Below are 12,895 nucleotides of genomic sequence, written 5' to 3'. Positions count from 1 at the left end.
GCCCCGTCGGGTCGCGGCGGAGGCTCCCGCGGGTCCGCCTCCGGCGCCCGCCCCACCATCCCGACCGGCCACGAGCCGGTTCTGCAAGGAGGACCTCGTGAGCACCATCCTCGAGATGCGCTCGATCACCAAGGAGTTCCCCGGCGTCATCGCGCTCGCCGACGTGTCGCTGACCGTCGAGCGCGGGACCGTCCACGCCATCTGCGGCGAGAACGGCGCCGGCAAGTCGACCCTCATGAAGGTGCTCAGCGGTGTGTATCCCGCGGGCGACTACCGCGGGGAGATCGTCTTCGACGGCCAGACCGTGGAGTTCAAGGACATCCGCGACAGCGAAGCGGCCGGCATCGTCATCATCCACCAGGAGCTCGCGCTGAGCCCCTACCTCTCGATCGCCGAGAACATCTTCCTCGGCAACGAGATCACCCACCGTGGTCTCATCGACTGGGATGCCACCAACCGCGAGGCCTCGAAGCTCCTCGCGCGCGTGGGACTCGGCGACAGCCCCGACGTGCCGGTGAACGAGATCGGCGTCGGCAAGCAGCAGCTCGTCGAGATCGCCAAGGCGCTGTCGAAGGACGTCAAGCTCCTCATCCTCGACGAGCCGACCGCGGCCCTGAACGACGACGATTCCGAGCACCTGCTCGATCTGATCCGCCACCTCCGCGGCCAGGGCATCACCTGCATCATCATCAGCCACAAGCTCAACGAGATCCGCGCGATCGCCGACGAGGTGACCATCATCCGCGACGGCCGCACGATCGAGACGCTCGACGTCGCGACCGGCGGCACCAGCGAAGACCGCATCATCCGCGGCATGGTCGGCCGTGAGCTGGAGAACCGGTACCCCGACCGCGACGTGGAGATCGGCGAGGAGGTCCTGCGCATCGAGGACTGGAACGTCAGCCACCCCACGGATGCCACCCGTACCGTCATCCACCAGGCGAACCTGAACGTGCGCGCCGGCGAGGTCGTCGGCATCGCGGGTCTCATGGGCGCGGGTCGCACGGAGCTCGCGATGAGCGTCTTCGGCAAGAGCTTCGGCTCGCGGATCTCCGGCAGCGTCTACATCCGCGGGCAGAAGGCCGACACCTCGACCGTCCCCGCGGCGATCCGCAGCGGTCTGGCCTACGTGACCGAGGATCGCAAGGGCGCCGGGCTCAACCTCATCGACACGATCAAGCGCAACATCTCGCTCGCCGGGATGCGCAAGCTCGTGAAGGGCGGCTGGGTCGACGGCGACGAGGAGTATCTGGTCGCCAACCGCTACCGCAAGTCGATGAACATCAAGGCGCCCAGCGTCGACGTGGTCGTGGGCAAGCTCTCCGGCGGCAACCAGCAGAAGGTCGTGCTGTCGCAGTGGCTGTTCTCCGACCCCGAGGTGCTCATCCTCGACGAGCCCACCCGTGGCATCGACGTCGGTGCCAAGTACGAGATCTACACGATCATCAACTCCCTCGCGGCACAGGGCAAGGGGGTGCTCGTCATCTCCTCGGAGCTGCCCGAGCTCCTCGGCATCTGCGACCGCATCTACACCCTCAGCGAAGGCCACATCACCGGCCAGCTGCCCATCGAAGAGGCCACACCGGAGGCCCTCATGGTGCTCATGACGAAGGAAAAGGAAGCCGACCATGTCAGCGCTTGACAACACGGTGACCCCGCAGGGTCCCTCAACGCCGAAGGGCCCCGTCGGCGGTGGCGCCGGTAACGGCAGTGGCAGCGGTGCCGGCGGCATCGTGCAGTTCTTCACCTCGCGCCTGCGCGAGATCGGCATCTTCATCGCGCTGATCGTCATCGTGCTGCTGTTCCAGGCCCTCACCGGCGGGCGCCTGCTCACCGCGGGCAACGTGTCGAACATCATCGTCCAGAACAGCTACATCCTGATCCTCGCGATCGGCATGGTGATGATCATCATCGCCGGTCACATCGACCTCTCGGTCGGATCGGTCGCGGCCTTCGTCGGCGCCGTCTCGGGCGTGCTGATCGTGCAGTGGGGCCTGCCCTGGTGGCTCGGCATCCTGCTCTCCCTCGTGCTGGGCGCGGTGGTCGGCATGTGGCAGGGCTTCTGGGTGGCCTACATCGGCATCCCGGCCTTCATCGTGACCCTGGCGGGCATGCTCCTGTTCCGCGGCCTCACGCAGATGACGCTCGGCAACACGCAGATCACGCCCTTCCCGACCGAGTACCGCCAGCTCGGCGGCGGCTACCTGTTCCCCGACCTCTTCCCGGCGACCAGCTCGCCGGCCGAGTGGATCACCGTCGCCCTCGGAGTGCTCACCCTCGTGCTCTTCGTCGCGTCGCAGGTGCGTCAGCGCGCCAAGCGCGCAGCCCTCGAGCTGCAGAACGAGCCCACCGCGGCGTTCCTGGTGAAGGTCATCGGTGGCGGCGCCCTCATCGCGTACCTCACCTACCTGCTGGGTGTCGCGCCCGGATCGCGCGGCACGCCCATCGTGCTCGTCGTGCTGGCGCTGCTCATCATCGGGTACTCGACCGTCATGAGCCGCAGCGTCTTCGGCCGCCACATCTACGCGATCGGCGGCAACCGCACCGCGGCCAAGCTGTCGGGCATCAACACCCGTCGCGTCGACTTCCTGCTCTTCGTGAACATGGGAGTGCTCGCGGCCCTCGCCGGCATCGTCTTCACGGGCCGCCTGAACTCGGCCGGCCCCGGCGCCGGAAACCTCTTCGAGCTGGACGCCATCGCGGCATCCTTCATCGGCGGTGCCGCCGTGCAGGGTGGCGTCGGCCGCGTCGTCGGCGCGATCGCCGGTGGTCTGGTCATGGGTGTGCTGAACAACGGCATGTCGCTCATGGGCATCTCGACCGACGTGCAGCAGTTCATCAAGGGTCTCGTGCTGCTGCTGGCCGTGGCCTTCGACGTGTGGAACAAGAACCGCACCCGCGGTTGAGTCCCGCTCTCCCTGCAACGCCCCGTCGCCTCGTGCGGCGGGGCGTTGTCGCGTGGGGGAGGATGGATCGGATGACACCTTCGCGCGCGCTCCGTGCGGCCGCGGCCCTGGTCGCCGTGACCGTGGCTCTCGCCGCCTGCTCCCCGGCGCCGGCGACCGCCCCCGGCTCGAACGACGGCGCGGGCGTCATCGGGGTGTCGCTGCCGACGACGGCCGACGCGCTGTGGAGTCGCGGCGGCGACGCGCTCAGCCGCGAACTCTCCGCGCGCGGGTACCGCGTCGACCTGCAGTTCGCAGCCTCCGACGCTCGCACGCAGGCCGCCCAGGTGCAGAACATGCTCACGAAGAGCGTGGATGCCGTGGTCGTCGCGCCCCTGGCATCCGGAGACCTGTCCGCGTCGATCGCCGCCGCCGACGAGGCGGGGGTGCCGGTCGTCGCGTTCGGGCGGTCGCTCGACGGACTCGACGTGGGGGGAGCGGTCGCCTTCGACGCCGCCGCCCTCGGGCGCGCGCAGGCGGAGGCGCTTCTCGCCGATCTCGCCGACGCGCCGCGCACCGCGACGGCGTCGTCGAGCCCGAGCCCGGCCGCCACGCCCGGAACGCCGGGCACCGAGACCGCCGAGGCCGAGACGGCCCGGGTCGCCGTGCTGAGCGGCGCGGATTCCGACGCCTGGGAGGTCGAGCGCTACGCCGCCGCCCTCGCCGCCCTGCAGCCGGCCGTCGCGGACGGCCGCATCGAGATCGTGTCGGGTGCGACCCCCGAGGCCGCCGCCGTCGGCGGTCGGACCGCGCAGGCGCAGGCCGACGCGGCAGAGGAGCGCGTGCGCGAGCTCCGGGCGGGTGACCCCGGCGACGTGCCCACGACCGTGCTCGCGCTCGGCGACGCGGTGACCCGGGGTGTGGTGACCGCGCTCACGACCGAGGCTCCCGAGGCCGAAGGCGAGACCGCCACGCCGACGCCCTCCCCGGAGGCGACGGACCGCGGCGACGGCGATGCCGAGCCCGCCCCCTCACCGCTCGTGGTCGGATCGGGAGCCGACGCGCCGACCGTGCGCGCGTTGCGCGACGGCGACCTCGACGCCACCGTGTTCGCCGATCCGCGGGCACTCGTGTCGGCGACCGCCGACGCCGTCGAGGCGTTGCTCGCCGACCGCGACGCGCCCGACGAGGCCGGCGACGAGGTGGCGCCGAGCATCCTGCGCGCCGACGACGTGGAAGAGCTGATCGCCTCGGGGTGGATCTCCGCCGACGAGCTGTGACCGCGTGATTCGGGATAACCCGAACCCGCGCGGGGGCTGACCGGGCGGTGCCCGCGCCGACCGCGCCCTAGCGTGGAACGCATGACCACGGCATCCGTCCTCCCGCCCCCTCCGCCGGTTCCCGGCGGGCCCGTCGAGACCGCCCCGCCGACGGGCGGTGTGCCGGAGCGGGTGCGTGTCGCCTCGCCCGGGCGCGTCGCCGCTGCCGTCGCGCACCTGGCCGCGCTGGGCGTGATCGGGCCGGCCGTCTTCACAGGGCTGTTCAGCATGCTGGGCTCGGGCGTCGGGCTGCTCGCGGCGCTTCTCGTGGGCGTCGTCGTGCTGGTCGTCTTCGTCTACGCGCTCTTCGCCGTCGCCTGGTTCGAACGTGCGCGCGTCGACGGGCTCTACGATCTCGGTCTCGCGCCGCTGCGGCCGCGCCGCAGTGCCAAGCCGGGCTTCGTCGGGGTGCTGCACTCGATCTGGTTGCAGGCGATCGACCCGCTGCAGTGGCGCGCGGTGGCCTCGTTCTCGATCGCGACGGTGATGGGACTCGTGACGGTGACCGCCCTCGCCGGACTCGCGTGGGGCCTCGCCCTCGCCGTCAGCCCGATCTTCGGCTGGTCGAACACGCGCTTCCTCGATCTGATCCCGCTGAGCGGCGCGGGTGTCCCCCTCGTGGGGGTCATCGCCGTCATCGTCGGGGTGGCGACCGTCATCGGCCTCGCGATCCTGCACGGCGTGATCGTGCGCGCGATCTTCGTCCCCTCCCGCGAGGCGCAGCTCGTCGAGCAGGCCCGCACGTCCGACACCCGTCGGGCCGGAGCGGTCCGCGCGGCCGAGGTCGAGCGCACGCGCATCGAACGCGACCTGCACGACGGGGTCCAGCCGCGGCTCGTGTCGATCGGCATGACCCTCGGACTCGCGCAGACCAAGATCGACGACGACCCCGAGGCGGCCAAGGCCCTCGTCGCCGAGGCGCACGCCTCGACCAAGTCGGCCATCACGGAACTCCGGCAGCTCGCCCGCGGCATCCACGCCTCGGTGCTCGAGGATCGGGGCCTGGATGCCGCCCTCTCGGCGCTCGCGTCGCGCTCGCACATCCCGGTCACCCTTGACGTGCGCCTGCCCCGCCGCTGCGGGCGGGCGGCCGAGGAGGCCGTGTACTTCGCCATCGCGGAGACCCTCACCAACGCCGCCAAGCACTCCCGTGCCGCCGCCTGCCGTGTCGACGTGCGGGTGCGCGATGACGGGTCGCTGTGGGCACGCGTCGAGGACGACGGTCTGGGCGGGGCGCGCATCGTGCCCGGTGGCGGCCTGGACGGGATCGTCAATCGCGTCACGGCGGCGGGCGGCACGGCCCGCATCGATAGCCCCCAGGGCGGACCGACGACGGTGGAGGTGAACGTCCCGTGCGCATCCTGATCTGCGAGGACTCCGTCCTCCTGCGCGAGGGCCTCGTGCGCCTGCTCGCCGACGACGGCCACGAGGTGGTCGCGGCCCTGCCCGACGCGGACGGCCTGGACGCCGCCGTCGCCGCGACGGCGCCGCAGCTGTGCATCCTCGACGTGCGGCTGCCGCCGACCTGGACCGACGAGGGCATCCGCGCCGCGATCGCGCTGAGGTCGCGGCATCCGGGGCTCCCGGTGCTCGTGCTGTCGCAGTACGTCGAGGAGCGCTACGCGAGCGACCTGATCGCCGACGGGCAGGGCGCGTTGGGCTATCTGCTCAAGGACCGTGTGGCCGACGTCGCCGACTTCCTCGCCGCCGTTGCCTCCATCGCCGACGGTGCCACCGTGCTGGATCCCGAGGTCGTCGCGCAGCTGCTCACACGGCGTCGCCGCGACGAGCGACTGCAGAGCCTCACCGACCGCGAGCGGGCCGTCCTCGGCCTGATCGCCGAGGGGCGCTCGAACCAGGCGATCGCCGGGGCGCTGTTCGTCAGCGAGGCGAGCGTCGAGAAGTACATCACCGCCATCTTCACCAAGCTCGGCCTGGAGCAGGACGAGACCGGCAACCGCCGCGTCATCGCCGCTCTCGTGCACCTGGGCCACGACCACACCGGAGCGACCTCATGACCATCGACACACCTCCCGCCGCCCCTGCGCCGCCCCGTCGTCGCGTCGCCGCCTTCGCGGTGTCGATCGTCACGATCGTGGTGGGCGCGTGCGTCGCCCTCGGCACGGTCGCCGGAACCGCCGCCTCGGCGGTCGTCGTGCTGCGCGACGCCGACCGCGGATCGGTCCGCGTCGACGGTGCGGCGCAGGCGGTGGGGTCGCTCGACATCGACGTCACCGGGGGAGCCCTGACGATCGCCTACGGCGACGTCGACAGCGCACGGCTGGATGCCGCGACCGGTCGTGCGGGCTGGACCTTCGAACGCCGCGGAGACGCGCTGCGCGTCGCCTCGCCGAACCGGTCGTTCGTCGACTGGGGCGGGGGATCATCCGCCACGATCACCCTTCCGCGCCAGTGGGCGGGGACGAGACTCGGTGTCGAGGCGCAGGTCAGCGGCGGCGCTCTCGACCTCCAGGGCGACTACGGCACGGTCTCGGTCCGCGTCGCCGGCGGGACCACCTCGCTGAACGGCGCGGCGGGGGAGCTCGAGCTGGACATATCGGGGGAATCGGCCTCGGTGCAGCTGCGCGACGTCGGCACCGCCGCGTTCGAGGTGACCGGGGGAGAGGTGACGGCGCACCTGCGCGGATCCACCCCGATCCGCACGTATGTGCAGCTCACGGCCGGGTCCGTCGACCTCCGTCTGCCGGACGACGAGTACCGCGTGAGCATCGACGACGGTCTGGGGCAGGTCGACAACGGTCTGCGGCAGAGCCCCACGGCCACCGCCGAGGTCGATGTCACGGCGACGATGGGCGAGGTGCGCCTGCGCTCGTGACCATCCGCTCCCCGCGCGCCCCGTGCTCATCCCTTCGGGGAGGGCACGGGTCCGCGCGTGGAACGCCGCGAACTCCGCCGCCGCGCGTGGGTGGCGGCGATGGCGGCGAGAACCGCGGCGATGCCGATGAGCTGGGGACCGGTGAGGGTCTCCCCGCCCACGAGGACGCCCAGGAGCACCCCGGTCACCGGGTTCAGCAGTCCGATGAGGCCCACCGTTCCGGCCGGAAGGTGTCGCAGACCCGTGAACCAGCAGACGAACGCCAGGGCGGTGGCCACGACCGCGATCCCGGCATAGGCGGCGACCCCCGCGGCATCCACTCGAGGCGGAGGGCCCTCTCCGACGGCGGCGACGACGACGAGCACGAGTCCTCCGGCGGTGAGCTGCCAGGCGGTCGTGGCGAGCAGCGGCGTCTCGTCACGCCAGCGGGTGGTGAGGATCGCCCCGGATGACGACGCCATCAGGGCGAGAAGGGAGGCGATGACGCCGACGGGGGGAATCGCTCCGGTGCTCCCACCCACCACGAGCAGCACGCCGGCGATGCCGACGGCGGAGGCCAGGGCCCACCGCACCGTCGGCCGCTGCCCGAGCAGGGGCCACGCGATCCCCGCGAGGGCGAGGGGAGCGAGCGCCATGACCGAGGCGGCGATCGACGACGGCAGCAGGTGTGCGGAAACGTACACGAGCACGAAGAACGCCGCGAAGTTCAGCAGCCCCAGCACGAGCGCCTTCGCCCACCACGATCCGCGCGGGCGGCGTCGGGCGAGAGCCCACAGCAGCAGCCCAGCCGGCAGGGCGCGCAGCGCCGCGCCCCACAGCGGAGCGTCGGCCGGCAGCGCGTGCCGCGTCACGACGTAGGTGGCGCCCCACGCGATCGGGGCGACGGCGGTCACGGCGACGGTGCGCAACGTAGCTTCCATGGAAGACACAATAGCTTCCGTGGAAGATAAGATGGATGCCATGACAACGCCCGACCGCGTCGACTCCCTCACGGCCCAGTGGCGCGCCCAGCGTCCCGACCTCGATGTCTCCCCCCTGCACGTGATCGGACGCCTGCATCGACTGGCCGACCACCTGCGCGAGGAACTGGTCGCGGAGTACCGTCGCCACGGCCTGGGTGAGGGCGAGTTCGACATCCTCGCCGCGCTGCGGCGTGCGGGGGAGCCGTTCGCGGCCGCCCCCGGCGAGCTCGCGCGGCACACGATGGTCACCACGGGAGCGGTGAGCAAACGCGTCGACCGCCTCGTGGCATCCGGTCTCGTCGTGCGCGACGCCGACGTCGACGACGGACGAGGACGCGTCATCCGCCTCACCACGGCGGGGCGACGCGTGATCGACGAGGCCTTCGCAGCCCACGTGGCGAACGAGGAACGCCTGCTCGCGGGCCTCACCCCGCCTCAGCGGCGGACGCTCGAGGGCCTCCTGCGGGAGTGGGGCGCGTCGCTCGGCGTGTGAGTGCGACGGACGGTTGCACGGCGAGCGCACGACGCGGCCGGGGGCGTTCGGGTTGCCTGACTTCGTCGCTCAGGGTGTGCCCGCGCGGCCATGTGCGGCATCTCACGCTGCTGCCGCTGCCGGCGCGCCCGCTCGGGTTGCCTGACATGGTCGGGTGCGGTGTGCCTGGGCGGCGAAGTGCGGCGATTCACCCGTGAGGACGCGAACGTCCCGCACCGGGGGCTCGGTCGTGCCGCCTCGGCGGCCTACGCGCCCTTCAGCGCCTTCGTGATGCGCTGGGGCGACACCGGCTCGGCCGTGCCGAGGCGCTGAGCGAACAGGCTCACGCGCAGCTCCTCCAGCAGCCACCGCGTCTGCACGAGGTTCGCGGGAGCATCGGCGGGCAGGGGGATGACACCGCCCGCCTCGGCGAACGCGGTCGCGGAGCGCTCGTACTCGGTCTGCCGCTGGCGGTCGCGACCGGGGTTGTCCGACAGGGTCTTCACACGTTCCAGCGCCCCCGCCAGGTAGCGCGGGTAGTGCTGCAGCCGATGCAGGCCCGTGCGCGAGAGGAAGCCCGGGAAGAGCAGCCCCGCCACCTGACCCCGCACGTCGTTCAGCGCGCCCAACAGCGTGATGGAGGCGGCATCCTTCATCGCCCTCTCCACCTCGCGCTGCGCGAGCAGGATCTTCGCGGCGAGCGACACCGTCTGGAACGTGCGCTCGACCGAGACGGCGGAGAACGCATCCCGCACGCGCTCGAACTCGGCCTTCGTGCGGACGACACCGGCCGGCGCCTCGCGCAGGAGCACGTCGTCGGCGAGGGCGACACGGGCGTCCTCGATCAGCGCCTTCGCATTCTGGTACGGGGATGCCGCGAGGGCGAGCTTCTCGTTCGCGGTGAGGTGGTCGAGGACGTACGTGGCGGGGGAGGGCACGGCCAGCAGCATCAGGCGTCGGATGCCGGTGCGCGTGTGCCGCGCGGCATCCTCGGGCGTCGCCTCGACGCGCAGCGTGACGCTGTCCCCCTCATCCACGAGGGCCGGGTAGCCGCGGACGACGCCGCCGGCGACGGGCGTGTCGACGACCTCGGTGAGCTCGTCGAGGTCCCACGTCGTGAGCTTGGTGCGCGCGGCGAACGCGGGGGAGGCCTCGGCGACCTTCGCGGCTCTCTGCGCCGGTCGGGCGATCGTCGACTCCACGCTGGAGCGGGCCCTGTCGGCCAGGCGGCGCTGCAGGGCGCCGAGGTCGCGGTCGCTGCCGATCGCCCGCCCGCGCGCATCGACCGCGCGGAACGACGGGAGCAGGTGCCCCGGGACGCGCTCGAGCTCGAAGTCGGCAGCACTCACGCGCTGGTTGGCCACGCGCTGCACCTGGGCGGCGAGGGCGTCGACCAGCGGCGTCTTCGGCAGACCGCCCGTGTGCTCGGGGCCCCTCTCGGCCAGCTCGGCGGAGAACTTCTCAGCCCAGTCGGCGGCGGGCACGACGTTGCGGCGGATCGTCTTCGGCAGGGCTCGCAGCAGCGCGGTCACGAGCTCGTCGCGCATGCCCGGCACCTGCCAGTCGAACCCGTCGGGGCGCAGCTGAGCCAGCAACGGCAGCGGCACGACGACCGTCACGCCGTCGTCGGGGGCACCGGGCTCGAAGCGGTACGCGAGGTTGAGGGTCTGGTCTCCCTGGCGCCAGCGCGCGGGGAAGGCGCGGTCGTCGCCTTGCGCCCGGTCGCCGGTGAGGTCGGACTCGCGCAGGTCGAGCAGGTGGGGCGTGCGGGTGACGGCATCCTTCCACCACGTCTCGAACGAGCGCACGTCGGTGACATCAGCGGGGATGCGCGCGTTGTAGAACGCGAAGACCGCCTCGTCGCCGATGAGGATGTCGCGGCGGCGCTCGCGTTCCTCGATCTTCTCCAGCAGGCGGCGCTGCTCGACGTTGCGGCGCAGGAACGCCGTGAGGCGCTTGTCGAGCACCGAGGGGTCCCACTCGCCCTCCACGAGCGCGTGGCGCACGAACATCTCGCGCGCGAGAGGGCGATCGAAGCGCGCGAGCTGCACCCGGCGACGGCCGACGAGCTCGACCCCGAAGAGGGTGACCTTCTCGTAGGCCGCGGCGGAGCCGGCATCCTTCGACCAGTGCGGCTCGCTCAGCGAGCGCTTGACGAGGTCGGGCGCGAGCTCTTCGGCCCACGCGGGGTCGACGGCGGCGACCGTGCGGGCGAACAAGCGCGACGTCTCGACGAGCTCGGCGGCCATCACGGCCGAGGGACGCTTCTTCTTCAGCCCCGAGCCGGGGAAGATCGCGAACCGCGCCCCGCGCGCGCCGATGTACTCGCCCTTGACGGGGCGGGCGTCGCCCGGGGCTTTGCGGTCCTTGGTCTGCGCCATCGTGCGCGGATCCAGGATGCCGAGGTGCGACAGCAGCCCGGACAGGATCGCGCGGTGGATCGCGTCGCCGGCGGCGTGTCCCTCGGGGGCGGTGGTGTGGTCGACGGTCGATGATCCGCGTTCTGCTCGGGAGGGGGCGGGTCCGGTGCGCCGTGGGGCAGGGCTCCCCGCGCGCCCGCCGTCGCCCGACCCGCGCTCGGCGCCCAGCGACCGCAGCTGCCGGTGCACATCGATCCATTCGCGCACCCGCACGTAGTTGAGGTGCTCGCTGCGGCAGAGTCGTCGGAACGCGCTCGAGCCGAGCTCGGCCTGCTTCTCCTGCAGGTAGTCCCAGAGGTTGAGCAGCGACAGGAAGTCGCTGGTGGGGTCGGTGAAGCGCGCGTGGAAGCGGTCGGCCTCCTCGCGGCGTTCCTCGGGGCGCTCGCGCACGTCCTGGATCGACATGCCCGACACGATCGCGAGCACCTCGCTCGACACGTCGTTGCGGCGGGCCTCGATGAGCATGCGCGCGAAGCGGGGGTCGATCGGCAGGCGCGCGATCTCGCGGCCGATCTCGGTGAGGCGGGGGCCGCGATCGTCTCCCCGCCCACCCCGCTGGCGCGAGGGGTCGCCGTCGCCGCGGGGATCGCGGCGTTCGGAACCCGGTGCCGGCAGCTTCACCGCGCCGAGCTCGACGAGCAGGTCGAACGCCGCCTTCACGCCGCGCGAATCCGGCGGGGTCAGGAACGGGAACGCCTGGATGTCGCCGAACCCGAGCGACAGCATCTGCAGGATGACGGATGCCAGCGACGTGCGCAGGATCTCGGGCTCGGTGTACTCCGGACGGCGGAGGAAGTCGTCTTCGGAGTAGAGGCGGATCGCGACACCGGGCGACGTACGGCCGGCGCGGCCGGACCGCTGCTGCGCGGACGCCTGCGAGACGGCCTCGATCGGCAGGCGCTGGATCTTCGAGCGGTTGCTGTAGCGCGAGATGCGCGCGGTGCCGGTGTCGACGACATACCGGATGCCGGGGACCGTGAGACTCGTCTCGGCGACGTTCGTGGCGAGGATGACGCGGCGGCGCACACCCGCGACGGTGGAGCGCTCGAACACGCGGTGCTGTTCGGCGGCGGAGAGGCGGCCGTACAGGGGGAGCACCTCGGTGGGCGCGGCGTCCTTCTGATATGCCCCGCGGATGGCATCCGCCGCATCCCGGATCTCGGCCTCACCGGGGAAGAACACGAGCACGTCGCCCGCGGGCTCCCGGTCGAGCTCACGGAGGGCCGCGACGACGGCTCCGACCTCGTCGACGTCGTCGGCGGAGCGGCCGGACGTGGCGGTCGGCCGTGCGGGGCTGCGGGGCTTCTTCGGGTGCGGAGTCGAGGTCCCGGCATGCGGAGTCTCGTCGTCGGCGTCGTCGGGAACCTCGTCCGCCCCGTCGAGCGGCCGGTACCGGATCTCGACCGGATACGTTCGCCCCGACACCTCGATCACCGGCGCGGGCACCGGCTCGCCGCCGGGCTCGGCGGGGGCGGCGGCGAAGTGCCGCGCGAAGCTCTCGGGGTCGATCGTCGCGGAGGTGACGATGACCTTGAGGTCGGGGCGCTTCGGCAGGATGCGGCGGAGGTAGCCGAGCAGGAAGTCGATGTTGAGCGAGCGCTCGTGCGCCTCGTCGACGATGATCGTGTCGTAGCGGCGCAGGAGCCGGTCGCGGTGGATCTCGTTGAGCAGGATGCCGTCGGTCACCAGCGCCACGCGCGTGTCGGCCGACACCTTGTCGGTGAAGCGCACCTTGTAGCCGACGGTGGAACCGAGGGGGACCTGCATCTCCTCGGCGATGCGCTCGGCGATCGTGCGCGCGGCGATGCGGCGGGGCTGGGTGTGCGCGATCGAGGTGCGCCCGAGCTCGAGGCAGATCTTGGGCAGCTGCGTGGTCTTCCCGGAGCCCGTCGCCCCGGCGACGATCACGACCTGGTGGTCGCGGATGGCGCGCGCGATCTCGTCCCGGGCCGCGCTGACGGGCAGCTCGGGCGGGTAGACGATGACGGGTTCGACAGACAC

9 protein-coding genes are annotated in these 12,895 nt (G+C 72.1%); 7 read left to right on the top strand and 2 right to left on the bottom strand.

All coding sequences use genetic code 11. From position 1 onward, the window contains the following. The first annotated feature begins 115 nt into the window (after positions 1–115). The 6 genes from mmsA to AB0230_RS06160 all read left to right on the top strand — a co-directional run bounded on the left by mmsA (position 116) and on the right by AB0230_RS06160 (position 7,040). A complete protein-coding gene (gene mmsA / locus AB0230_RS06185; RefSeq protein WP_315995257.1) occupies positions 116–1,642 on the top strand; it encodes a multiple monosaccharide ABC transporter ATP-binding protein in 1,527 nt (508 codons plus the stop codon). Beyond that, the gene (mmsB, locus tag AB0230_RS06180) at positions 1,629–2,906 is read left to right on the top strand and encodes a multiple monosaccharide ABC transporter permease (RefSeq protein WP_315994672.1); all 1,278 of its coding nucleotides are present in this window, start codon (positions 1,629–1,631) and stop codon (positions 2,904–2,906) included. The genes mmsA and mmsB overlap by 14 nt, the downstream gene beginning before the upstream one ends. Positions 2,907–2,977: 71 nt before the next feature. Continuing rightward, positions 2,978–4,165 (top strand): substrate-binding domain-containing protein, encoded by a 1,188-nt coding sequence (locus tag AB0230_RS06175; RefSeq protein ID WP_366374612.1) that lies wholly within the window; start codon positions 2,978–2,980, stop codon positions 4,163–4,165. Positions 4,166–4,246: 81 nt separating this feature from the next. Beyond that, complete coding sequence (locus AB0230_RS06170; protein ID WP_366374610.1) at positions 4,247–5,569, top strand: sensor histidine kinase; 1,323 nt, start codon at positions 4,247–4,249, stop codon at positions 5,567–5,569. Further along, positions 5,557–6,222, top strand: a complete 666-nt coding sequence (locus tag AB0230_RS06165; RefSeq protein WP_315994669.1) for a response regulator transcription factor — start codon at positions 5,557–5,559, stop codon at positions 6,220–6,222. Before AB0230_RS06170 ends, AB0230_RS06165 begins: the two co-directional genes overlap by 13 nt. After that, the gene (locus tag AB0230_RS06160; protein ID WP_366374608.1) at positions 6,219–7,040 is read left to right on the top strand and encodes a DUF2807 domain-containing protein; all 822 of its coding nucleotides are present in this window, start codon (positions 6,219–6,221) and stop codon (positions 7,038–7,040) included. Before AB0230_RS06165 ends, AB0230_RS06160 begins: the two co-directional genes overlap by 4 nt. A gap of 26 nt (positions 7,041–7,066) precedes the next feature. Here the strand turns inward: AB0230_RS06160 and AB0230_RS06155 are convergent, their stop codons facing one another. After that, positions 7,067–7,960, bottom strand: coding sequence for an EamA family transporter (locus tag AB0230_RS06155; RefSeq protein WP_366374606.1), 894 nt, complete (start codon positions 7,958–7,960; stop codon positions 7,067–7,069). A 40-nt stretch (positions 7,961–8,000) separates the two neighbouring features. Between AB0230_RS06155 and AB0230_RS06150 the strand changes: the two genes are divergently transcribed. Continuing rightward, on the top strand, positions 8,001–8,495 hold the full coding sequence (locus tag AB0230_RS06150) for a MarR family transcriptional regulator (RefSeq protein ID WP_315994666.1): 495 nt from the start codon (positions 8,001–8,003) through the stop codon (positions 8,493–8,495). 245 nt (positions 8,496–8,740) lie between these two features. Here AB0230_RS06150 and AB0230_RS06145 read toward each other — a convergent pair whose 3' ends face one another. After that, positions 8,741–12,895 carry a DUF3418 domain-containing protein gene (locus AB0230_RS06145; RefSeq protein WP_366374603.1) on the bottom strand — a complete coding sequence of 1,385 codons (4,155 nt, stop codon included), beginning with the start codon at positions 12,893–12,895 and terminating at the stop codon, positions 8,741–8,743.

Origin of the sequence: Microbacterium sp. NPDC089190, from assembly GCF_040701795.1 — a bacterium.
GTDB lineage: Bacteria > Actinomycetota > Actinomycetes > Actinomycetales > Microbacteriaceae > Microbacterium > Microbacterium galbum.
The sequence above is the reverse complement of the archived record's forward strand: the minus strand, read 5'-3'. Positions and strand labels throughout refer to the sequence as shown.

Coding starts and splice junctions, on each gene's coding strand:
- mmsA (WP_315995257.1), top strand. CDS start 116: ATGCGCTCGATCACCAAGGAGTTCCCCGGCGTCATCGCGCTCGCCGAC.
- AB0230_RS06150 (WP_315994666.1), top strand. CDS start 8,001: ATGACAACGCCCGACCGCGTCGACTCCCTCACGGCCCAGTGGCGCGCC.
- AB0230_RS06170 (WP_366374610.1), top strand. CDS start 4,247: ATGACCACGGCATCCGTCCTCCCGCCCCCTCCGCCGGTTCCCGGCGGG.
- AB0230_RS06175 (WP_366374612.1), top strand. CDS start 2,978: ATGACACCTTCGCGCGCGCTCCGTGCGGCCGCGGCCCTGGTCGCCGTG.
- AB0230_RS06160 (WP_366374608.1), top strand. CDS start 6,219: ATGACCATCGACACACCTCCCGCCGCCCCTGCGCCGCCCCGTCGTCGC.
- AB0230_RS06155 (WP_366374606.1), bottom strand. CDS start 7,960: ATGGAAGCTACGTTGCGCACCGTCGCCGTGACCGCCGTCGCCCCGATC.
- mmsB (WP_315994672.1), top strand. CDS start 1,629: ATGTCAGCGCTTGACAACACGGTGACCCCGCAGGGTCCCTCAACGCCG.